The organism is Pandoraea capi (assembly GCF_902459735.1).
In the GTDB taxonomy this organism is placed as follows: domain Bacteria; phylum Pseudomonadota; class Gammaproteobacteria; order Burkholderiales; family Burkholderiaceae; genus Pandoraea; species Pandoraea capi.
On sequence record NZ_CABPRV010000011.1, the window covers coordinates 16,446 to 38,447 of the forward strand.

General features: G+C 64.6%; 15 protein-coding genes. 5 read left to right on the top strand and 10 right to left on the bottom strand.

Features of this window, described 5'->3' with window-relative positions:
• Positions 1–237: 237 nt before the first annotated feature.
• Complete coding sequence (locus PCA20602_RS20190; RefSeq protein WP_039393813.1) at positions 238–447, bottom strand: hypothetical protein; 210 nt, start codon at positions 445–447, stop codon at positions 238–240.
• 620 nt (positions 448–1,067) lie between these two features.
• Here PCA20602_RS20190 and PCA20602_RS20195 point away from each other — a divergent pair.
• Positions 1,068–4,634: an indolepyruvate ferredoxin oxidoreductase family protein gene (locus PCA20602_RS20195; RefSeq protein WP_150722728.1), complete on the top strand. Its 3,567-nt coding sequence runs from the start codon at positions 1,068–1,070 to the stop codon at positions 4,632–4,634.
• 174 nt (positions 4,635–4,808) lie between these two features.
• Here PCA20602_RS20195 and PCA20602_RS20200 read toward each other — a convergent pair whose 3' ends face one another.
• The gene (locus PCA20602_RS20200; RefSeq protein WP_150722729.1) at positions 4,809–7,088 is read right to left on the bottom strand and encodes an NADP-dependent malic enzyme; all 2,280 of its coding nucleotides are present in this window, start codon (positions 7,086–7,088) and stop codon (positions 4,809–4,811) included.
• Positions 7,089–7,412: 324 nt separating this feature from the next.
• Positions 7,413–8,669 carry an MFS transporter gene (locus PCA20602_RS20205; protein WP_150722730.1) on the bottom strand — a complete coding sequence of 419 codons (1,257 nt, stop codon included), beginning with the start codon at positions 8,667–8,669 and terminating at the stop codon, positions 7,413–7,415.
• A 381-nt stretch (positions 8,670–9,050) separates the two neighbouring features.
• Here PCA20602_RS20205 and PCA20602_RS20210 point away from each other — a divergent pair, with 381 nt between their 5' ends.
• Entirely contained in the window at positions 9,051–9,740 is a 690-nt protein-coding gene (locus PCA20602_RS20210; protein WP_039393823.1) for an orotate phosphoribosyltransferase, read from the top strand.
• A gap of 151 nt (positions 9,741–9,891) precedes the next feature.
• A complete protein-coding gene (gene crcB / locus PCA20602_RS20215) occupies positions 9,892–10,290 on the top strand; it encodes a fluoride efflux transporter CrcB (RefSeq protein ID WP_150722731.1) in 399 nt (132 codons plus the stop codon).
• A 98-nt stretch (positions 10,291–10,388) separates the two neighbouring features.
• On the opposite strand, the gene PCA20602_RS20220 is transcribed toward crcB, so the two are convergent.
• The gene (locus tag PCA20602_RS20220) at positions 10,389–11,306 is read right to left on the bottom strand and encodes a helix-turn-helix transcriptional regulator (protein ID WP_150722732.1); all 918 of its coding nucleotides are present in this window, start codon (positions 11,304–11,306) and stop codon (positions 10,389–10,391) included.
• Positions 11,307–11,435: 129 nt separating this feature from the next.
• Between PCA20602_RS20220 and PCA20602_RS20225 the strand changes: the two genes are divergently transcribed.
• Complete coding sequence (locus PCA20602_RS20225) at positions 11,436–12,233, top strand: class I SAM-dependent methyltransferase (RefSeq protein WP_150722733.1); 798 nt, start codon at positions 11,436–11,438, stop codon at positions 12,231–12,233.
• Between the two features lie 257 nt (positions 12,234–12,490).
• On the opposite strand, the gene PCA20602_RS20230 is transcribed toward PCA20602_RS20225, so the two are convergent.
• The 4 genes from PCA20602_RS20230 to PCA20602_RS20245 form a co-directional block, all read right to left on the bottom strand.
• Positions 12,491–13,246 carry a peptidylprolyl isomerase gene (locus tag PCA20602_RS20230; RefSeq protein ID WP_150722734.1) on the bottom strand — a complete coding sequence of 252 codons (756 nt, stop codon included), beginning with the start codon at positions 13,244–13,246 and terminating at the stop codon, positions 12,491–12,493.
• 102 nt (positions 13,247–13,348) lie between these two features.
• Positions 13,349–13,909, bottom strand: coding sequence for an LbetaH domain-containing protein (locus PCA20602_RS20235; RefSeq protein ID WP_069343553.1), 561 nt, complete (start codon positions 13,907–13,909; stop codon positions 13,349–13,351).
• Between the two features lie 289 nt (positions 13,910–14,198).
• A complete protein-coding gene (gene panS / locus PCA20602_RS20240; RefSeq protein ID WP_150722735.1) occupies positions 14,199–15,161 on the bottom strand; it encodes a ketopantoate/pantoate/pantothenate transporter PanS in 963 nt (320 codons plus the stop codon).
• Between the two features lie 356 nt (positions 15,162–15,517).
• On the bottom strand, positions 15,518–17,200 hold the full coding sequence (locus PCA20602_RS20245; protein ID WP_150722736.1) for a DEAD/DEAH box helicase: 1,683 nt from the start codon (positions 17,198–17,200) through the stop codon (positions 15,518–15,520).
• Positions 17,201–17,667: 467 nt separating this feature from the next.
• Here PCA20602_RS20245 and PCA20602_RS20250 point away from each other — a divergent pair, with 467 nt between their 5' ends.
• On the top strand, positions 17,668–18,600 hold the full coding sequence (locus PCA20602_RS20250) for a LysR family transcriptional regulator (protein WP_150722737.1): 933 nt from the start codon (positions 17,668–17,670) through the stop codon (positions 18,598–18,600).
• A 57-nt stretch (positions 18,601–18,657) separates the two neighbouring features.
• Here PCA20602_RS20250 and PCA20602_RS20255 read toward each other — a convergent pair whose 3' ends face one another.
• Together PCA20602_RS20255 and PCA20602_RS20260 are read right to left on the bottom strand one after the other, a co-directional pair.
• Positions 18,658–19,965 carry a solute carrier family 23 protein gene (locus tag PCA20602_RS20255; protein WP_069343557.1) on the bottom strand — a complete coding sequence of 436 codons (1,308 nt, stop codon included), beginning with the start codon at positions 19,963–19,965 and terminating at the stop codon, positions 18,658–18,660.
• A gap of 189 nt (positions 19,966–20,154) precedes the next feature.
• Entirely contained in the window at positions 20,155–21,993 is a 1,839-nt protein-coding gene (locus tag PCA20602_RS20260) for a virulence factor family protein (protein WP_217432479.1), read from the bottom strand.
• Positions 21,994–22,002: the final 9 nt, after the last annotated feature.

The following is a 22,002-nucleotide window of genomic DNA, read 5'->3' on the forward strand; positions in this document are numbered from 1 at the left end:
TGGTATTTATGCGCAATATTATTGCGCAACTCACCAGATATAAGGAAGTGTGATGCGGGTATACGTGGTTACAAGAGATTACAACGCAGTCGAGCAATACCGAAGGGAAAAGAAAAAGGCGCTCGCCCGGTGGGGCTGCGCCTTTGCGGTTCGGGAGTGTAACGCTGTCTGACGGGTATGGCCGCCGGGCAACGCACTCAGGTGGATCGGGCCGAAGTCACGAAACCAAAACGTGACTTAGCGGCGCTGGAATTCTCGCGGATCGATCGTGCGCTGGTCGAGCGGGCCTTCGTAACGCTGCGGCGTTTGGGTCGTGCGCTGCTGCGTAATCGGAGTGGGTTCGGCCGTCTTGTCGCGCGCCAGCTCATCGGCGCGGGCGACGCTCACTTCCAGGGTCAGGAACGAAGCGGAAACCAGCAGGAATTTGGCGATGTTTCGTTGATTCACAGTGACTCCTTCTTGCGTATCGCTTTATTTGTAGCTGCGTGCTTTCGTTGCACGCTATGGAACGTACCCAACGTGTCGGTCATACCACCGTGACGCATCGGGTAACGCATTAGTAGGCATTCTGCCAACTCCGTTCCCTGAAGCCCCGAACCGTTACACGTTGTTACCCGTGTGTCAGATGACGCCGACAAACGTACCATTGTCGACACAATCACGACACAATCGCGCCATTTTGAAGCCAAATCCCAAAATACGAATGCGGTTCAATGCCGCACCTGCCGCTTATGTGGGGGTGTCCGAAAAGAACGCCAGACAGGGTTTACGCCAGCCGTCTTACGTTTACGTAAACGTCATAATCATCGCTATACTGCGCTCGTTCGGAAACCTATGAGACGTTGCCGCCACCATCAGGCAACGCCATGACACCGGTGATACCATGGGTCCGACTGGCAACTGCATCACGAAAAAAGGCCCCGCCCACTGGGTGACATCACGCACGTGAACACTCGGGACAAGCGACTAAAAGGCCGGCATTCACGCTGCCGTCCTGCTTCACGAGAGCGGGAGGGGCAGGAAATTTTTGGCGATCCCAAAATCAGTGAGAGTGAGGAGCACACCCCATGAACGCCCCCGTCAACCCGAGTTTGCTGGCCGCACTAGAATCGGTCACGCTCGACGACAAGTACACGCTCGAGCGCGGTCGCGCTTACATGAGCGGCATCCAGGCCCTGGTCCGACTACCGATGTTGCAGCAGGCACGCGACGCCGCGGCCGGGCTCAACACCGCTGGTTACATCTCGGGCTATCGCGGCTCGCCGCTCGGCGGTCTGGATCTCTCGCTATGGAAGGCCAAGCAGCACCTCGCCAGCCATAACATCGTCTTCCAGCCGGGTCTGAACGAAGACCTCGCCGCCACCGCCGTGTGGGGCTCGCAGCAGGTCAATCTGTATCCCGCCAAATTCGATGGCGTGTTCTCCATGTGGTACGGCAAGGGCCCGGGCGTCGACCGCTCGATGGACGTGCTCAAGCATGGCAACTCGGCAGGCTCGTCCAAACATGGCGGCGTGCTGGTGCTCGCCGGCGACGACCACGCCGCCAAATCCTCGACACTCGCGCATCAGTCCGAACACGTTTTCAAGGCCGCCGGCATTCCCGTGCTGTTTCCATCGAACGTGCAGGAGTACCTCGATTACGGCCTGCACGGCTGGGCGATGAGCCGCTACTCGGGCCTGTGGGTTTCCATGAAGTGCGTGACGGATGTCGTCGAATCGTCGGCCTCGGTGCTGATCGATCCGCATAACGTCGACATCCGCCTGCCGGAAGACTTCATCATGCCGCCCGACGGCCTGAACATCCGCTGGCCCGATCCGCCGCTGGTGCAGGAAGCGCGCATGATCGACCACAAGTGGTACGCCGGTCTTGCCTACGTGCGCGCCAACAAGCTCGACCGCGTGACGATCGATTCGCCCAACGCCCGCTTCGGCATCATGACCGGCGGCAAGGCGTATCTCGACGTCTGTCAGGCGCTTGCCGACCTCGGGCTGGATGACGCCACGTGTCAGCGCATCGGCATCCGTCTCTACAAAGTAGGTTGCGTGTGGCCGCTCGAAGCGCAGGGTGCGCGCGCGTTCGCACAAGGACTTCAGGAAATTCTGGTGGTCGAGGAAAAGCGTCAGATCCTCGAATACCAGATCAAGGAAGAGCTGTACAACTGGCGCGACGACGTGCGCCCGCGCGTGTACGGCAAGTTCGACGAAAAGGATGGCGCCGGCGGCGAATGGTCAGTGCCGATGGCCAACTGGCTGCTGCCCGCCCACTACGAACTCTCGCCTGCGCTGATCGCCAAGGCCATTGCCACGCGGCTGGAAAAGTTCGAGCTGCCGAGCGACGTGCGCGATCGCATCGCGACGCGCCTGCGCGTGATCGAAGCCAAGGAACAGGCGCTCGCCAAGCCGCGCGTCGCGGCCGAGCGCAAGCCGTGGTTCTGCTCGGGCTGCCCGCACAACACGTCGACCAACGTGCCCGAAGGCTCGCGCGCCATCGCGGGCATCGGCTGTCACTACATGACCGTGTGGATGGACCGCAAGACCGACACCTTCTCGCAGATGGGCGGTGAAGGCGTGCCCTGGATCGGTCAGGCGCCGTTCTCGTGCGACGAACACATCTTCGCGAACCTCGGCGACGGCACGTACTTCCACTCGGGCTTGCTCGCGATTCGCGCAGCGATCTCGGCGAAGGTCAACATCACTTACAAGATCCTGTACAACGATGCGGTCGCCATGACCGGCGGCCAGCCGGTCGACGGCACGCTCACCGTGCCGCAGATCGTGGCGCAGGTCGACGCCGAAGGCGCCGAGAAGATCGTCATCGTGACCGATGAGCCGGAGAAATACGACGGCGTGAAGCTCGTCGGCGACGTTCCCATCTATCACCGCAGCGAACTCGACCGCGTGCAGCGCGAGTTGCGTCTGGTGAAGGGCACGACGATCCTGATCTACGACCAGACGTGCGCGACCGAGAAGCGCCGCCGCCGCAAACGCGGTGCATACCCGGACCCGGCCAAGCGCGTGGTCATCAACGAGTCGGTCTGCGAAGGCTGCGGCGACTGCTCGGTGAAGTCGAACTGTCTGTCGGTCGAGCCGCTGGAGACGGAATTCGGCACGAAGCGTCAGATCAACCAGTCAACGTGCAACAAGGACTTCTCGTGCCTGAACGGCTTCTGCCCGAGCTTCGTGACGGTGGAAGGCGGACAGCTTCGCAAGCCGAAGACCGCGCAGGTCGACAGCAGCGGCCTGCCGCCGTTGCCCGAACCGGCGCTCCCGGCAATCGCGCGTCCGTACGGCATTCTGGTGACGGGCGTGGGCGGTACGGGTGTGGTCACGATCGGTGGTCTGCTCGGCATGGCGGCGCACCTGGAGAACAAGGGCGTCACCACGCTCGACGTGACCGGTCTCGCCCAGAAGGGTGGCGCGGTGACGAGCCACGTGCAGATCGCGCTGCAACCGGAAGACATTCACGCCACGCGTATCGCCATGGGCGACGCACGCGTCGTGATCGGCTGCGACGCCATCACCACGGCCAGCGACGACACGCTCTCGCGCGTGCAGCACGGCGTGACGAACCTCGTCGTGAACAGCGCGCATACGCCGACGGCCGAGTTCATCCGCAACCCGAACTGGCGCTTCCCCGGTTCGAGCACGGAGAACGATATCCGTGCGGCTGCCGGTGACAACGTCGATTTCGTCGACGCCAACCATCTCGCGCTGCGTCTGCTCGGCGACACCATCTACACGAACCCGTTCGTGCTGGGCTACGCCTGGCAGAAGGGCTGGGTGCCGCTGTCGTACGCGGCGCTGGTGCGCGCCATCGAACTCAACGGCGTGGCCATCGAGAAGAACAAGCAGGCGTTCGAATGGGGACGTCGCGCAGCCCACGATCTCGCGACCGTGCGCAAGCTCGCGCAGCAGAACGAAGCGCCGGAATCGTCGGCCACGGGCGGCAAGCTCATCACGCTGCATTCGCCGCGCGCGCTCGACACGCTGATCCAGCGTCGTTACGACCAGCTCGTGGCGTATCAGGATCGCGCGTATGCCGAGCGCTTCAAGCAGACGGTCGATCGTGTGCGCGCTGCCGAATCGGCCCTGCCGAACGACGTCTCGCACATGCCGCTGACCGAAGCTGTCGCCCGTGCGCTGTACAAGCTCATGGCGTACAAGGACGAGTATGAAGTCGCGCGTCTGTACACCGACCCGGCGTTCATGAAGAAGATCAACGAGCAGTTCGAAGGTAACTTCTCGCTGCGCTTCCATCTGGCGCCGCCGTCGCTGGCCAAACACGACGACAAGGGACATCTCATCAAGAAGGCCTATGGCCCGTGGATGATGAAGGCGTTCGGTATCCTCGCGAAGTTCAAGGGCCTGCGTGGTGGCGCGTTCGACATCTTCGGTCGCACGGAAGAGCGTCGTATGGAACGTGCGCTGATCGGTGAGTACGAAGCGCTGGTGACGGAGCTCGTGACGCATCTGAACGAGCACAACCTGTCGCTCGCCGTGCAACTCGCCGAACTGCCGCAGGAGATGCGCGGCTACGGCCACGTGAAGGAGCAGAACGTGGCGGCGACGCGCATCAAGTGGACGAAGTTGCTCGCGCAGTTCCGCGACGGTGGCTCGCACCGTGTTGCGGCGTGATGCGCAGCGTGACTCGGGCTTACGGCTTCACGGCCTGGTGACTTAAGACCGTCGAAGCCAAGCCACTGCCCAAAGAAAATCCCGCCGACGCGCAAGCGTACGGCGGGATTTTTTATGCGCTTCCGGCGGACGCGCGCATCGGGGCCGTGCCCTTCTGGCGCGTCCGCCTGAGCGTCAACGCGTGACGTTCGCCGCAGCGACGGCCGTCATGTTGATGATGCGGCGCACGGTCGCGGCCGGTGTCAGGATGTGAGCCGGCTTGGCGCAGCCGAGCAGGAACGGGCCGACCGTCACGCCTTCGCCGCCCGTCATCTTGAGCAGGTTGTACGTGATGTTCGCCGCTTCCACGTTCGGCATGACGAGCAGGTTGGCTTCACCGGACAGACGCGATGCCGGATAGGCTGCGCGACGGATCGTCTCCGACAGGGCCGCGTCGCCGTGCATTTCACCGTCGACTTCCAGTTGCGGCGCACGCTCGGCGAGCAGTTCGGCGGCGTGCGCCATACGCTGCGCCGATGCCGACTTCACGCTACCGAAGTTCGAGTTCGACAGCAGCGCCACCTTCGGGGCGATGCCGAAACGCTCGATTTCCTTCGCGGCCAGCACGGTCATCTCGGCGAGTTGCTCCGACGTCGGCACTTCGTTGACGTACGTGTCGCTGATGAACAGGTTGCGCTTTTCCAGCATCAGCAGGTTCATCGCCGCGTAGTTCTCGACACCCGCTGCACGACCGAGCACCTGATCGACCACATCCAGATGGCGATGGTACGTATCGATCATGCCGCAGATCATGCCGTCGGCTTCGCCCAGATGCACGAGGATCGCCCCGATCAGCGTGTTGTCCTTGCGCATGGCGGCCTTGGCGACTTCCGGCGTCACACCGTGACGCGCGCCAAGGTTGTGATACGCCTGCCAGCAGCGCTGATAGCGCGTGTCGTCTTCCGGATTCACGACTTCGAAATCGACACCCGGCTTGAGCTTCGAGCCGATCTTTTGCAGACGCATTTCCACCACGGCCGGACGACCGATGATGATCGGCTTGGCAATACGTTCGGCCAGCACGAACTGGGCGGCGCGCAGCACGCGCTCGTCTTCGCCTTCGGCGAACACGATACGGGCGGCGTCGCTACCGAAGCGCGCACGCGCGGCAGCGAAGACCGGGCGCATGATGAAGCCGGTGCGGTACACGGTCGTGCCGAGTTCTTCGCGGTAGGCGTCCATGTCCTTGATCGGACGCGTGGCCACGCCCGAGTCCATGGCAGCTTGTGCCACGGCAGGTGCGATCTTGATGATCAGACGCGGATCGAACGGCTTCGGAATGATGTATTCCGGGCCGAATTCGAGCGACTGGCCTTCATAGGCGCGCGCGACTTCTTCGCTCTGCTCTTCTTCCTGCGCCAGTTCGGCGATGGCACGCACGGTGGCGAGCTTCATTTCTTCCGTGATGGTGGTGGCGCCCACGTCGAGCGCGCCACGGAAGATGAACGGGAAGCACAGCACGTTGTTGACCTGGTTCGGGTAGTCCGAACGGCCGGTCGCGATGATGCAGTCCGGACGCGCCGCCTTGGCGATTTCCGGGCGAATTTCCGGTTCCGGGTTGGCGAGCGCGAGAATCAGCGGCTTCGTGCCCATCGTCTTGACCATGTCGGCAGTCAGCACGCCGGCGGTCGAACAGCCGAGGAACACGTCGGCGCCGTTGCTGGCGTCGGCCAGCGTACGGGCTTCGGTCGCCACGGCATAGCGCGCCTTGCTCTCGTCGAGCTTGTCGCGGCCCGTGTGGATCACGCCCTTCGAGTCGAGAACGAGAATGTTCTCCTTCTTGAGGCCGAGATTCACGAGCAGGTCCAGACAGGCGATCGCGGCAGCGCCGGCGCCCGAGCACACCAGCTTCACCTTGCCGATATCCTTGCCGACGACCTTCAGGCCGTTGAGGATAGCGGCCGAGGCGATGATGGCGGTACCGTGCTGATCGTCGTGGAAGACCGGAATCTTCATGCGCTCGCGCAGCTTCTTCTCGATGTAGAAGCACTCGGGCGCCTTGATGTCTTCGAGGTTGATGCCGCCGAGCGTGGGCTCGAGCATGGCGATGGCTTCGACCAGCTTGTCCGGGTCGTGCTCGGCGAGTTCGATGTCGAACACGTCGATACCGGCGAACTTCTTGAACAGGCAGCCCTTGCCTTCCATGACCGGCTTGGCGGCGAGCGGGCCGATGTTGCCCAGACCCAGCACGGCGGTGCCGTTGGTGATCACGCCGACGAGGTTGCTGCGCGACGTGTAGCGGTTGGCCGCGAGCGGATCTTCTGCGATGGCTTCGCAGGCGTAAGCCACGCCGGGGGAGTAAGCCAGGGACAGGTCGATCTGGTTCGACAGCGGCTTGGTCGGCGTGACCGAGATTTTGCCCGGACGCGGGTTCTCGTGGTACGCCAGGGCGCTTTGCTTCAGTTGTTCATCCATATCTCGATACCTAATGACTTGGCGACGGCCGGGCCAGTGCCGCATGGGGGTGCAGGCGGGCTCGACCGTCTTTTGACGGATCACGGCGGGGGGAAGAAGCCGACCGGAGGGATTCGACGATTGTGTCGTCGACGGGGTTCTTCTCAGCGCGATGGCGTGATGACCATCGCTTCCCCGGTCCTGAAAGCCGCGCTCGCGCGCGTCTGATCGGGGGACTGACAGTGGCCGGTGTGCACCGCAGGACGCAAAGTGTACACCCTCAGATGAAACCTTGATGCTGCACGCGCAGCAGGGCGACGCGTGCAGCGCAATACGTAAATTGTCTTACTGCAATGCCTCGCCGCGACGCTCCGGAATCAGGAACAGCGTGGCCAGAATGTCGAGGACGTAAATACCGGCAAGGAAGACGAGCGCGATCTTGAACGAGAACGCCGCAGCCAGCGCACCGACCGTCAGCGGTCCGAAACCGCCCACGGCACGACCGATGTTGAACAGCACGTTTTGCGCCGTTGCACGGGCCGCCGTCGGATACAGCTCCGAAATCAGCGCACCGTAGCCGCCGATCATGCCGTTCACGAACATGCCCATCACCGCGCCACCGATCAGCAGTGAGAACTGCGACTGAAGCTGCGCGTAGACGAACACCATCACGACCGCACCGATCTGATAGCCGATGAACGTGGGGCGACGGCCGAAGCGATCCGCCAGACGGCCGAACAACCAGATGCCGAACGCCATGCCGAGCACCGTCACTGCCGTCCACATGGCCGACTTGGTGAGCGAGTAGCCGAACGTCTTTGACAGATACGAGGGCATCCAGATCATCAGGCCGTAATAGCCGAAGTTCTGCACCGAGCACAGAATCGCCACGCCGAGACTGGCGCGCGTGGTGGCGCCGTCCTTGACCAGCAGCTTGAGCGGGGCGCGCTCACGTGGTTGTTGCTGCTGCGCGAGGAACATCTCCGGCTCGCCGAGCGTGCGGCGCATGATGAAGGACACCACCGCCGGCAGCAGACCGACGGCGAACATGCCGCGCCAGCCGATCACCGGCAGCAGCAACGGCGTGAGCAGCGCAGCGGCGAGCACGCCCGCCTGCCAGCCCAGCCCCACGAACGACGACGCGCGCGCCCGGCGCTCCGGCGCACAGGCTTCCGCCGCAAGCGCCATGCCGATGCCGAACTCGCCGCCCAGACCGATACCGGCGATCGTGCGGTACGCCAGCAGATCCCAATAGCCCTGCGCCAGCGAGCACAGACCGGTGAAGACCGCGAACAGCAGAATCGTCCACGACAGCACGCGCACTCGGCCGAAGCGGTCCGACAGCATGCCGAAGACAATGCCGCCGACGACCGCGCCGATGAGCGTCCACGTCACCAGCGCACCCGACTGGGCGCTGGAGAGCGCCAGGTCGGCAGCGATCGCCGGCAGGATGAAGCCGAGAATCAGCAGGTCGAAGCCGTCCATGGCGTAGCCGACCGCCGAGGCCCACAGGGCGCGGTTCGCATAGGCGTGGTCGTGCTTCGCGGCAGCAGGGGCCGGAGCTGCCGGTGTGGCAAGAGAAGGCGAAGAGTCGTGAGGCATGGTGGCGTGTGGATGGCGTCTGATCGGGTCTGAATTTCGGCGAGAGTGTATGCCTGTCATAAAGGCTCGGCAACTGTCTCTTTTTTTGGATTCATCTATCGTTGCCATTTTTTCATATGCGCCGTGCGCGCACACCGCGCGTACTCACCCATCGATAAATGTACGCTCAGTGCATAATTGGCCTCGCATCTGCTGAAACTTGTGGCATAATTCGCGTTTAAGCGCAGGCGAGTCGTTGCAAGACGTGCCGCCCGCCGCCTCAGCAGGTGTTTTTGCCGCGCACAGTTATTCATCTACGTATAGCGCACGGTATGCCGCTGACTCACCCATGACTCCTGGCTGCACGCCGCACGGCGGGCAGCTACGCTAAGGAACCGCATCATGATTGGCATCGACCGCCAGGCGATTTCCGACATCACCGCAAAGATCCTGCTCGAAGTGGGCGCGGTGCATTTCAACGCCGAGAAGCCGTACATCTTCACCTCGGGCTGGGCCAGCCCGGTCTACACCGACTGCCGCAAGCTGATCTCGTACCCGCGCGTGCGTCGTACGCTGATGGATTTCGCTGAGGCCGTCATCATTCAGGACGTGGGTTGCGAGCAGTTCGACACGGTCGCCGGCGGTGAAACCGCAGGGATTCCGTTCGCTGCCTGGATCGCTGACAAGCTGATGCTGCCGATGCAGTACGTGCGCAAAAAGCCGAAGGGTTTCGGCCGCAACGCACAGATCGAAGGCGATCTGCCGGAAGGCTCGCGCGTGCTGCTCGTCGAAGATCTGACGACCGACGGCCGCAGCAAGATCAACTTCTGCAAGGCCCTGCGCGAAGCCGGTGCGAAGGTGAACCACGTGTTCGTGGTGTTCCACTACGACATCTTCCCGGAAAGCCGTCAGGTGCTGAAGGACATCGACGTGGAGCTGCACTCGCTCGCCACGTGGTGGGATGTGCTGCGCGTGGCCAAGCAGCAGAACCACTTCGACACGAAGACGCTGGACGAAGTCGAGAAATTCCTGCACGCACCGGCCGAGTGGTCGGGCGCGCACGGCGGTGCCACGTCGTTCCCGAAGGACTAAGTTCTTTGGCCATACGAATGGCAACGCGCGTAGTATTCGCTTGAGAGGCGAGAACGGTCAGCCCCTAACCCGGCTGGCCGTTTTTTTGCTGCGGGCCCGCCATGCTTCGTACGACGAATTGGCGATTTCTCATCTGCGGGAGGGAATACCCATGCTGGCTTCGGTCGTTGCCATCAGCATCGGCGCCGCACTCGGTGCGTTGCTGCGCTGGGCGCTCAGCGTACAACTCAACGCCATCCTGCCTACGCTTCCCCTCGGCACCCTCGTCGCCAATCTCGGCGGCGGCTACCTCATCGGCGTTGCCGTCGCGCTGTTCAGCCACATTCCGTCGATACCGGTCGAATGGCGGCTGTTCGTCGTGACGGGGTTCCTCGGTGGCCTCACCACTTTCTCCACGTTTTCCGCCGAAGTCACCGAATTGCTGCGCGAAGGCCATTTCGGCGCGGCGTCGCTGATCGTGATCGTGCACGTAGGCGGCTCACTCATCATGACGCTGCTCGGCATGGCCACAGCCACCTTCCTGGTGCACTGGCTGCGCCCGGCGGTGTAGGCGGGCGGCTAGTCAGCAGACAAGGCGGACGAGTACGAACAAGGACGAACACACGCGAACGATGAGGGACGGTGGATCGACGAGGCGTGCAGGACGTCTCAGGCAAGCAGCATGACGAGCTTCACGTCGTCGTGCCCCGACAACCGGAACGTGACCTGCGCGAAGTCGATGTCGCCCCGCTCGGGATGATGAAAACCGCGCCGCCCGCCTTCACGCTCGACAACATCCTGCTGCGACCAGAGCGCCGCGAACACCGGACTCTCCCGCTGCAAGGCATCGGTCAGCGCCCGCACGGGCGTGTCGTCCAGATACGCGCTGCACTCGGCGCGGAACTCGGCCACGACGCGTCGCGCGCGACTCTCCCAATCCTGAATCAACGTCCGTGCAGCGGCATCGAGAAAGATGTAGCGCAGCAGGTTCTTCGTGCCGGGGGTGCCGATGGTGCCGGTGGCACCGGTCGCGCCGGATACGTCAGAGACCCCGGCGGTATCGGACACGTCGAGCCACCCACGGAAGATGTCGGCGGCGGCATCGTTCCATGCCAGCACATCCCAGCAACGGTCCAGCGCGTAGGCGGGCGCGGCCACGGCCGCCACCGCGGCCTGCACCTGCGCGGCGGCGTGATGCGGCAGCGGCTCCGCGCCGCGCTCCGGATCGCGCTTGCCCGCGAGATCGAACAAATACGCACGCTCGGCGCGCGAGAGACGCAACGCACTGGCGACGGCAGCCAGCGCCCCCGCCGAAATCGACACCTCCCGCGCCTGCTCGATCCACGTGTACCAGGTCGAGGACAACCCGCATAACTGCGCCACCTCCTCGCGGCGTAGCCCCGGCGTGCGGCGGCGTCCCATCGGCGGCAAGCCGACGGCCGCAGGCGTCAGTCGCTCGCGGTGCGCGCGCAGGAAATCGCCAAGCGCGCGACGCTGACGCGCGTCGTCCGCATGCGATCCCGACTCGCCCGGCGGAGTAGGATGCTGAGGAGGATGAGAATGTGAGGGTATGGGGGTAGTTTTCATACCAGGATAAATAGGCAACTTGTACCGGTATTGATGAGCCATTATCGTGACACTCATCGATGTCGCGCAAGCCCCCGACACCGGCACATTCACCCTCAACGTTCCGCCCCACATACGAAGGAGACGCCCGTGAGCGACACTCGCCGAACCGCAGCCACGCCTTCCCACGACTCGCACAACGCCGTCGTCACCGGCCAGTTCGGCCCGCAGGCGTCCGCCTATCTGACGAGCGCCAACCATGCGCAAGGCGCGGATCTGGAGCAGCTTGCCAGCATCGCGCGTGCGCACGCGCGCGCTCAGGTCCTCGATCTCGGCTGTGGCGCGGGCCACGTCAGTTTCTTCACTGCGCCTCACGTGGCGCGCGTGGTGGCTTACGACCTCTCGGCCGACATGCTCGGCGTCGTCGCCGGCGAAGCAGCCAAGCGTGGCCTGCAGAACATCGACACGCAACTCGGTGCGGCCGAATCGCTGCCGTTCGACGATGCAAGCTTCGATCTCGTCTTCAGTCGTTACAGCGCCCATCACTGGGCCGACGTGGGCGCCGCGTTGCGCGAGATGCGCCGGGTGCTCAAACCGGGCGGACGCGTGGCGATCTGCGACGTCGCCTCCACCGGGCAGCCTCTGTTCGACACGTACCTGCAAGCGGTAGAGGTGCTGCGCGACACGTCCCACGTGCGCGACTACTCGACGGGCGAATGGCTGACGATGGCCGCAGGCGCGGGATTCTCGGTGGCGTCGGTCACGCCCCGATCGCTCGAACTCGACTTCAAGACGTGGACGACACGCATGCGCACACCGGAGCCGATGCAGGTCGCCATTCGCGCATTGCAGACAGCGATGGCCGACAGCGTACGCGAACACTTCCGGATTCAGGACGACGGCTCGTTCACGCTCGACACGGTCACGCTCGAACTGATCGCCGGTTAATCTGGGCTGGGCCGGGTTGGGCCGGGTTGGGCTGGGTTGGGCCGGGTTGGGCCGGGTTGGGCCGGGTTAAGCCAGGTTAAGCCGCCATCGTCGCCACCCTTCGCCACCACCATTCGCCGGTACGGCATCGACGATGCATCGATGCCCCGTCGCCGAACGACAAAGGGCGCTGCCTGAATCGACGTCATCCGTCGTCTTCAGGCAGCGCCCTTCATGCATGGCACATCGGGAGAGGCGAGTGAGCGGCGCTCGCGCGATTACTGCACGCGTATCGGCCCCTCGCTGTCGTTCTCACCGCTGATCTCGGCGGCATCGGCCAGCAGGGCTACGTAGTGACGCAGTGCCCGCGCACGCGCCTGTTCGTACAACTGCGCGGCGATGCGATCGGCCACGCGCTCGAACGGCGGCATACGCCCTTTCACACGCCGCTCGATCCGCACGACATGGAAACCGTAACGCGTGTTGACGAGTCTTGGCAGCACCCCGAGCCGGTCACCGCAGAACAGCACCAGCTCGAACTCCGGCGCCCCGCTGCCGCGCGCGAGCATGCCGAGACTGCCGCCGTCGCGTGCGGATGGGCAATCCGACATCGTCTGCGCCACCGTTTCAAACGACGACGGCTCGGCGAGCACGGCATCGAGCGCCGATTGCGCACGTCCCAGCGTGCTGGAGACCGGTGCGCCCGCAGACAACGCGAACAGAATGTGACTGGCCTGCACCTTGTCGCCGATGCGGAACTGCCCGGCGTGATCGTGAAAATAGGCGCGACACTCCGCCTCCGACGGACGCCGCACCTGCACATCTCGCGTGAACAGCGCGTCGACGACAGCGGCGTCGCTCTCGCCTTCGTCCTCCGCCAGCAAACGCAGATCGCGCGCCCGCTGTCGCAACAATTCACGGCTCACGAGCGCACGCTGCGCTGCGGCTTCCGGGTCGACCGCGTCCCGATGTTGATCGATCTCATCGGCGACGCGGCGTGCGTCGATGACAATACCGTTGACACGCAAAGACATGACGGACTCCACCAAAAACGTTCACGGTCACAGCGCTCATGCGTCTCATGAGGCTCGCCGGCAACTTCGTCGAAGCGGCAACGGCGAGCGGACATGCCTTCGTCAGAACGCGTTCTGAATACGCCGATAGGCGCGCGCGAGCTGCACGTTCGTACGGCTCACCGACTCGGAGAACTCACGCGCATCGACCGTGACCTTCGGGATGGTCGCGAGATCGGTCTCGCGGCTGATGTGTGTGGTCGAGGGAATATAGAAATTCTCGGGAATATCGCGCCCGTCGACCACGCTGTTGTGCCGTACCACAACGCCGTCGTGCACGACGCAGTTGAACAGCACCGAGTTGAAGCCGATGAAGACGTTGTTACCGATGACACACGGTCCATGCACGATGGATCGATGGGCGATGGACGTGTTCTCGCCGATGGAAACGCGTGCGCCGTCTTTCGAATGGATCACGACCCCGTCCTGAATGTTGGAATTGGCGCCGATCACGATCGGCTCCATCTTGCCGTGCTCATCGACCTCGTCGGCGCGCAGCACCGCATAAGGCCCGATGAAGACGTTCTCGCCGACGATGATCTGGCCGCACAAAATGGCCGTGGGATCGACAAACGAGGTCTCGTGCACCACGGGATAATCCCCGCGCGGATTCTTTCGCAACATGCTTGAGTAACTCCAGACCGCTCGCTCGTACGCCGGACCACGTCACAAAACGCCGCGCGCACCCGATGGGTACGCGACACGTTCGTGCCGATGCGGGTCACGTCGGAATACGCCCTGTGGGCGAGCGGGGGAAAGGGAACACGGACGGGCGCCGTGAGGCAGACTCTCCCACCGCTGCGAACGGTATATCGATGTTTTAGGCGATGGGAGACAGAAAGGCAAATGCCCGCGATGACGGAGCGGACACCCGTTGCGTGTCGCACACAAGGGTGTGCGACACCGGAAAAACTCAGTGCGTGGGACGCGTTGCCGACGCTTGCGATGCGTTCGCGTCGTTGGCCGTGCCCGTCGGGCGACCGCGCCAGTAGCCCGCAAGGAGCGAGCCCGACAGGTTGTGCCAGACGGAGAAGAGTGCGCCCGGCAACGCGGCCAGCGGCGTGAAGTAGATCTTGCCGAGCGTGGCGGCAAGCCCCGAGTTCTGCATGCCGACTTCGATCGCCAGCGTGCGGCAGATCGATTCGTCGAAGCCCAGCAGACGGCCGCCCCAGTAACCACCGGCCAGCCCAAGTCCGTTGTGCAGAATCACGCCGACCATGACCAGGGGACCCACGGTGGCAATGTTGCTCTGGTTGGCGCCGACCACAGCGCCGATGATCAGCACGATGGCGACCATCGAGACCAGCGGGAGAATACCTTCGATGGCACGCACCAAACGGCCGAAGAAGTGATTGATGAGCAGACCGGCGCCGATCGGCAGCGCCACGATCTGAAGGATCGACAACAACATGCCCTCGACGTCCACCGTAATCGAGGCATCGACGTACAGACGCGTGAGCAACGGCGTCGCAAACACGCCGACGAGTGTCGACATGGCACTGATCGTGACCGAAAGGGCCACGTCGCCTCGGGCGAGATAGATCATGACGTTCGACGCCGTGCCGCTCGCTACGCTGCCCACAAGCACCATGCCCGCAGTCAAGTCGGGGGGCATGTGCAGCACGCGTGCAATGATCCAGGCGGCCAGCGGCATGACCAGATAGTGCAGCACCACACCCGCAACGATGGGGGCGGGACGGGTGAGCACTCGCTTGAAGTCGTCGAACGTGAGCGTGACGCCCATCGCGAACATCACCACGGTGAGCAGCGCCGTGACGTGCGGCGTAATGCCGGTGAAGCTGCCGGGCGAAAAGAAGGCAAAGACGGACAGCAGCGCAGCCCACAAGGGGAACAGCCGGGTGACACGGGCGATCATGAGAGTCTCGGGCGCAAAAAGTTAATATTTTACTTATTTTGCGCAGACCGCCCGTCAGGGTCGACCCGGAGGCACGCTGGGTACCTGTCGAATATGAGCCGCACGTATCGCCAGATGAACCATGGCACACGTCGTCGCACGCGTTGCCGTGCACGTCTTCACGCGAATGGCTGCAGGTTTGCTGACTGACGTTGCGACCGGTGTCATGACCGGTGTCATGGCACGTGTCGCCGCATACGGCATGACCCTGACCGCTATCGCGAAGTCGCTTCGCGGCTTCGCGCAGTTCCATGCCGCGGCTCAAATTCATCGGAATGTTGAGCCGCGTGCACATCGTCGATACCTCGGCGAAGCGCTTAGTCGCGCTTCGATTTGCCCATCAGCAGGGCACCGCCGGCACCGTCGCGGCGAGCCGGTCGCGCACCGCGCTGACCGAAGTCACCACGCTCGCCTCCGCCGCCACCCTGCCCGCGCCCGGTGTTCTGTGCGCCTTGCCCCTGACGCGGCGCACCCGAGCCTTGCGACGTGCGGGCCGGTGCGCGTTGCGAATCGCCCTGCCCGCCCTGACGTTTGGCCGGCTGACGCTGGCTGGTCCCGACATTGCCGACGTTGATGCCATTCCCACCATTGGCACCGTTACCACCATTACTACCATTACCACCCTTGCCACCGCCGCCCTGACGGCCACCGCGTTCGCCTTCGAGGCGTGGCTTCGGCGGCTTCGCCTCACCACCCTGACGCGGCGCACGGCCACCGTCACGCGATTCGCGCGGTGCACGAGCCGGTTGACGGGCTTCTTCTGCCCCGCCGCCGCCATTGCGCCCACCACGACCACCACCCGCGCCACGGCCATTGCCTTGCTGATTCTTGCGAATCGGCTGCGCCACCGCGTGCGGATCCGGCTCGAAGCCCGGAATCACTTCACGATCGATGGTGCGCTTGATGAGACGCTCGATCTGCTGGAGCAGCAGATGTTCGTCCACGCACACGAGCGAGACGGCTTCCCCGTTCGCCCCGGCGCGGCCCGTGCGACCGATACGGTGCACATAGTCTTCCGCCACTTCCGGCAGATCGAAGTTCACCACGTGCGGCAACTGGTCGATGTCGATGCCGCGCGCGGCGATATCGGTCGCGACCAGCACTTGCAGCGTGCCGCTCTTGAACTCGGCGAGCGCGCGCGTTCGTGCGCCCTGACTCTTGTTGCCGTGAATCGCCAGCGCGGGAATGCCGCCCTTCGTGAGTTGTTCCGCCAGACGGTTCGCGCCGTGCTTGGTGCGCGTGAACACGAGCACCTGGAACCAGTTGTGCTCGCGCACGAGATGTTCGAGCAGTTCGCGCTTGCGATCGCGATCGACCGGGTGAATCTTCTGCGCGACGGTCTCGGCCGTCGTGTTGCGACGCGCGACCTCGATCAGCGCGGGCGACTTGAGCAGGCCGTCGGCGAGTTGCTTGATTTCGTCGGAGAACGTGGCCGAGAACAGCAGGTTCTGACGTTTCGCGGGCAGCGCCGCCAACACCCGTCGGATGTCGCGAATGAAGCCCATGTCGAGCATGCGATCCGCTTCGTCGAGCACGAGAATCTCGACACCCGACAGATCGACGGTCTTCTGCTGCATATGGTCGAGCAAACGTCCCGGCGTGGCGACGAGGATGTCGACGCCGCGCGAGAGTTGCTTGACCTGCGGCACCATCGACACGCCGCCGAACACGGTCATGGAGGTCAGACGCAGGTACTTGCCGTATTGCGTGACGCTTTCCTCGACCTGTGCGGCCAGTTCGCGCGTAGGCGTGAGCACGAGCGCACGCACGGGACGCTTGCCATTGGCGGCGGCCGGACGCGCTCGCGACGAGAGCATTTGCAGAATCGGCAGCGTAAAGCCCGCCGTTTTACCGGTCCCGGTCTGGGCACCGGCGAGAAGATCGCCGCCTTGCAGGACGGCCGGAATCGCTTGCAGTTGAATCGGAGTCGGCTGCGTGTAACCGAGATCGGCTACCGCACGCAGGATGTCGGCCGAGAGGCCGAGCGTTTCAAAAGACATATAAAGACCAATGCGCGGACTCCACGATGTGTGTCCCCGCGCGTATCGATGTTGTTTGTTCTTGATGGAATGCCCGCGTCGGGCGTGCGACGCGCATCGCGCTCATCCGGGCGATGCGTCTGAAGACGCCTGCAAGACAACCCGCCGGCGAATGAAACTCTGCGGCTTGGCGGGCAAGACCGTCGCGGGTACGGCCGTGTCTTGAAAGCGCGTAGTTTACCATGCGCCCTTTCCCAAGTCAGTCGCCATTGCGCTTGACCTCGCGGCAACGCGCCATTCGCGACCCGATATTTCAGACACCGACATAGCCGTTCACGCAAATCGCCGCGTTTTCTTACGTGGGATGTCGTGCGACGCTGCGCGCGGCGTCGCACGCCCCTCGCAAGTCGTTACACTGACGCCATTGCCCCGACACCGCGCCCCCTGAACCGTGCCCGTGCGGGGCCTTCCTGCCACGAGACGATGCCGTGAAATTCGACCTGACCGATTTGCGTCTGTGCCTGCTGGTTGCCGAAGCCGGCAGCATCACGGGCGGCGCCGAGCGGGCGCATCTGACGCTGGCCTCTGCGAGCGCGCGCATTCGTGGCCTCGAAGAGACGCTGGGGGTTGCGCTGTTCATGCGCCATCGTCAGGGTGTCATTCCCACGCCCGCAGGCCGCGCCCTTCTCGTCCATGCACGCCGTGTTCTCGCACAGATCGAGCAGCTACGCGGCGAACTCGGCGAATACGCCGCAGGCCTCAAGGGCAACGTGCGCATCGCGTCCAATACGGTCGCCATGTCCGAATTCCTCCCCGATCTGCTCGGCGCGTTTCTCGCAGAGCATCCGAATGTGGAGATTGCGCTGCGCGAGCAGACGAGCCCCGCCGTCGTTCAGGCGGTGCTCGAAGGCGCGGCCGACATCGGCGTCGTGTCCGACTGGATCGAATTGACGGGACTGGAGACGGTGCCGTTCCGGCAGGACAGACTGGTGATCGTCACACCGCCGGGCCACGCGCTGGCCGCGCGCGATGAGGTCGCGTTCGTCGACGTGCTCGACGCGGAGTTCATCGGCTTGCCCGAGCAGAGCGCGCTGGCCGAGCATCTCGACGGGCACGCCAGGCGTGCGGGGCGTCCGCTGCGGTATCGCCTGCGTCTGCGCGACTTCGACAGCCTGTGTCGCGCGGTCGCCGCCGGTGCCGCACTGGGCATTGTTCCGCTGAGCGCCGCCCGGCGCTCGGCCGCCACCCTGGGCATCGGCATCGTGCCGCTCGTCGATCCGTGGGCACTGCGCACCCTCGTGTTGTGCGTGCGCGAGCGCGACGCGCTGCCCGTCTACGCCCGACAACTCCTGGAACGTTTGCAAGCCTCACCCGCCGAGGCGGGCGACACCGCCGCCACAAACGAAAACGGCACGACGTAATCGTCGTGCCGTTCCGATCGTGCAGCGCTGCCGCACTGCCACGCAAGCGCTCGATCGTTACATCGCCGCCGGGCGCGACGCGCCTCGCCCACGCAGCAACGCGTAAAGAATGATCGCGCCGAACGTAGCGCAACCGATACCACCGAGCGAGAAGTTGCCGAACTTCAGCGTGAAGTCACCGGCACCCAGCACCAGCGTGACGGCCGCCACGATCAGGTTGCGGTTATCCGAGAAATCCACCTTGTTCTGCACCCAGATGCGTGCGCCGGCGACCGTGATCAGACCGAACACGACGATCGACACGCCGCCCAGCACCGGCCCCGGAATCGTCTGGATGATCGCGCCGAACTTCGGCGAGAAGCCCAGCACGAGCGCGAGCACGGCGGCGACCGCGAACACCAGCGTCGAGTAGATCTTGGTGACGGCCATCACGCCGATGTTCTCGGCATACGTCGTCACGCCCGTGCCGCCGACGCTGCCCGACACGATGGTTGCCAGCCCGTCGCCCAGGAAGGCGCGTCCCATGTAACGGTCGAGGTTCTGGCCCGTCATGGCGCTCACCGCCTTGATGTGCCCCAGGTTCTCGGCCACCAGAATGATGGCGATGGGCGCGAGCAGCACCATCGCTTCCGGCTTGAACACCGGGGCGGCGAAATGCGGCAGACCGAACCATGCGGCGTTCGCCACGACGGCGAAGTCGATCGGCTTGCCCAACCCCATGCCGTTCGTCAGCACGGCGTACAGCACGTAGGCCAGCAGCAGCCCCACGAGAATCAGCAGACGCTGCACCATGCCGCGCGCGAACACGGCCACGAGGCCGACGCACAGCACCGTCGCGAGCGCCATCCACGTGTCGAAGCTCGTGGCGGACACGCCCTTCACGGCGACCGGTGCGAGGTTCAGACCGATGACGGCCACGACCGCGCCCGTCACGACCGGCGGCATGAGCGCTTCGATCCAGCGCGTGCCGACGACCATCACGATCAGCCCGATGACGGCGTAAAGCACGCCGCAGGCAATGATCCCGCCGAGGGCGACGGGGATGTTCATGTTCGGGCCGCTGCCTGCATAGCCCGTCACCGAAATGACCAGGCCGATGAACGCGAAGCTGGAGCCGAGATAGCTGGGCACGCGCCCGCCGACGAGCACGAAGAACAGCAGCGTGCCGATCCCCGACATGAAGATCGCGAGGTTCGGATCGAAGCCCATGAGCAGCGGGGCCAGCACGGTCGAGCCGAACATGGCGACCACGTGCTGCACGCCCATCGCGATGGTCTGCGGCCACGCCAGACGCTCATCGGGCGCGATCACGCGCCCGGAGGCCGTGTCCTGTTGCTGCCACTTCGGGAAGTAACCCTCTGACATGTTCGATCTTCTCCTGTCTGTCGTGCCGTATCGTGGAATCGGTGTGTGAGGTCCGCATCGCCTCGCCGGGGGCATGGCCGGGTACCCGGCAGGTACGCGATCGGGTACGCGGGCGATGGGAAAAACTGGCCGCAGTGTACGGAGCGCCCGCACGGAAGGCAAGGCGAGAAATATCGGCTACCTGAGACGTTAGCGCTTGGCGAGTCCCTGAAGAATCAGGTCGGCCAGCCCGATGTAGTTACCGTCGAAATGATGACCGCCGGGCATTTTCACGATCTGCACGCGCTTGGGATCGAGCCCCGGGCAATTGCTGTCGTCCTCGTCCGCGCCGTAGACGCACATCGCCATGCCGTCGGGCAGCCGCTCCACTTCAGGCCGGATCGGCAGCCCGTTCTGGCTCGACATCACCCAGTTGGTCATGCGGAATTCGAAGTCAGCCTTCTGGCCGAGCCCCATCAATACGAGCAACCCCACGCGATCGCGAGCGACGGGCGGCAGCCGGTTGACCATGAACGGCAACACGTCTGCGCCTTGCGAGTAGCCGATCAGAATCGCGCGCTTCTTGTTCCAGCGGGTCTGGTAAAAGCGCATGAGACGGTCGATGTCGAGCGCGCCCGACGCCGGCGTGCGCGCCGACCAGAAGTAGCGCAGCGAATCGACACCCACGACGGGAATCCCGTGCGCCGCCAGTGCGCCGGCGACGTCGCGGTCGAGTCCGGCCCAGCCGCCGTCGCCCGAGAGCAGGATCGCGAAGGTGTCGGCCAGATTCGCAGCCGGTTTGCCCGTCGCGGGCACCTCGATCACCGGCAGGTCGGCCACCGCGGCGGGCGGGCGCGCCGTACCCGCCACGTGATGGGCATTCAGCCGACGGAAAGCGTTCTTGTACTGCGTTACCCAATCGGCCAGCACCGGTGTGGACGCCGCCCCCGGCGTCGTGGTGATGCCGCTGGTGTCCAGCGCGCCAAGGCTGCCGGCCAGCCCGCCCACGAGCCAGCTCGAATTCGGTGTGCGCGCGGCGAACTCCTGAGCGACGTGGTCCGAGCAGCGCGGGGCGCGTCCGGGACTGCCCGGACCCGCGGCGGGGCCGCCCATCGCCAGCCACGGCGCGCTCATGACGGGGGCGGGCAGCAGACGCATCGGCGCGCCGCCTGCGGTGTGCGTGATGCCGCGTCCGAAATGCACGCCTTCGCCCTGACACAGCGGACGCGACATCGGCAGCACCGGACAGAAGTCGACCGACAACGCTCCCGAGAACGTGTCGCTCCCCGCCTGCGCGAGCATCGCGTAAGCGAACGTGCCGCCCACCCCGTCGCCCACGAGAATCGGCGGCGTGTAGCCCGGCAGTTTGACGGCCGCTTCGACCCATCGGCCGAAGTTGTCGAGATCGCCCGCCGCGTAGACGCACGCGATATCGTCCTTCGTGTAGTTCGCCATGAGCCGTGCGGTATCGATGCCCGCTACCAGCGCCCCGGTGTCGGCCAGCGCGCGGGCCATGCGCTCGGCGCGTGGCGTCCAGCCGTCGTCGTCGGAGAAGAACAGCACCGTGGCGTTCGGCTCGCCCTGCGGACGGAAGATGGGAACGTTTTCGAAGCGCCCGTGCGTCATGATCTCGGGCGCGCCGGTCCCTGTCATGCCGCTGGCGTTGGCGCTGCGGAATGCCGCCGCGCTGGCTGCGGCCGCAGCGGCTTGCGGCATGACGGGTGCCGGCGCGCTCGAATCGGCGGCGGACGACTGTGCCACCGGCCCCGCCTTCGGCGCGGGCTTCAGTACGTTGAGAGGATTGCTGCGGGCCTGTGTCGACGGCGACGTCTGTGCGAGCACGGCGGGCGACGTCAACGTCATGGCGATCACCGTAGCGGGCATCAGCGCACGGAGCATCGCGCGTGTCAGGGCTGTCAGGCATGTCAGATGCCGCACCCCACGCGTGAGTCTCCTTTGACGTCCCGCATCGGCATCGTGGCGCATTGCGCTCCGGTTGCCGCCCTCAATACCGCCCGCGTAGCCGCCCGCCTGTCCATCTGCTGCCATCGTCACTCC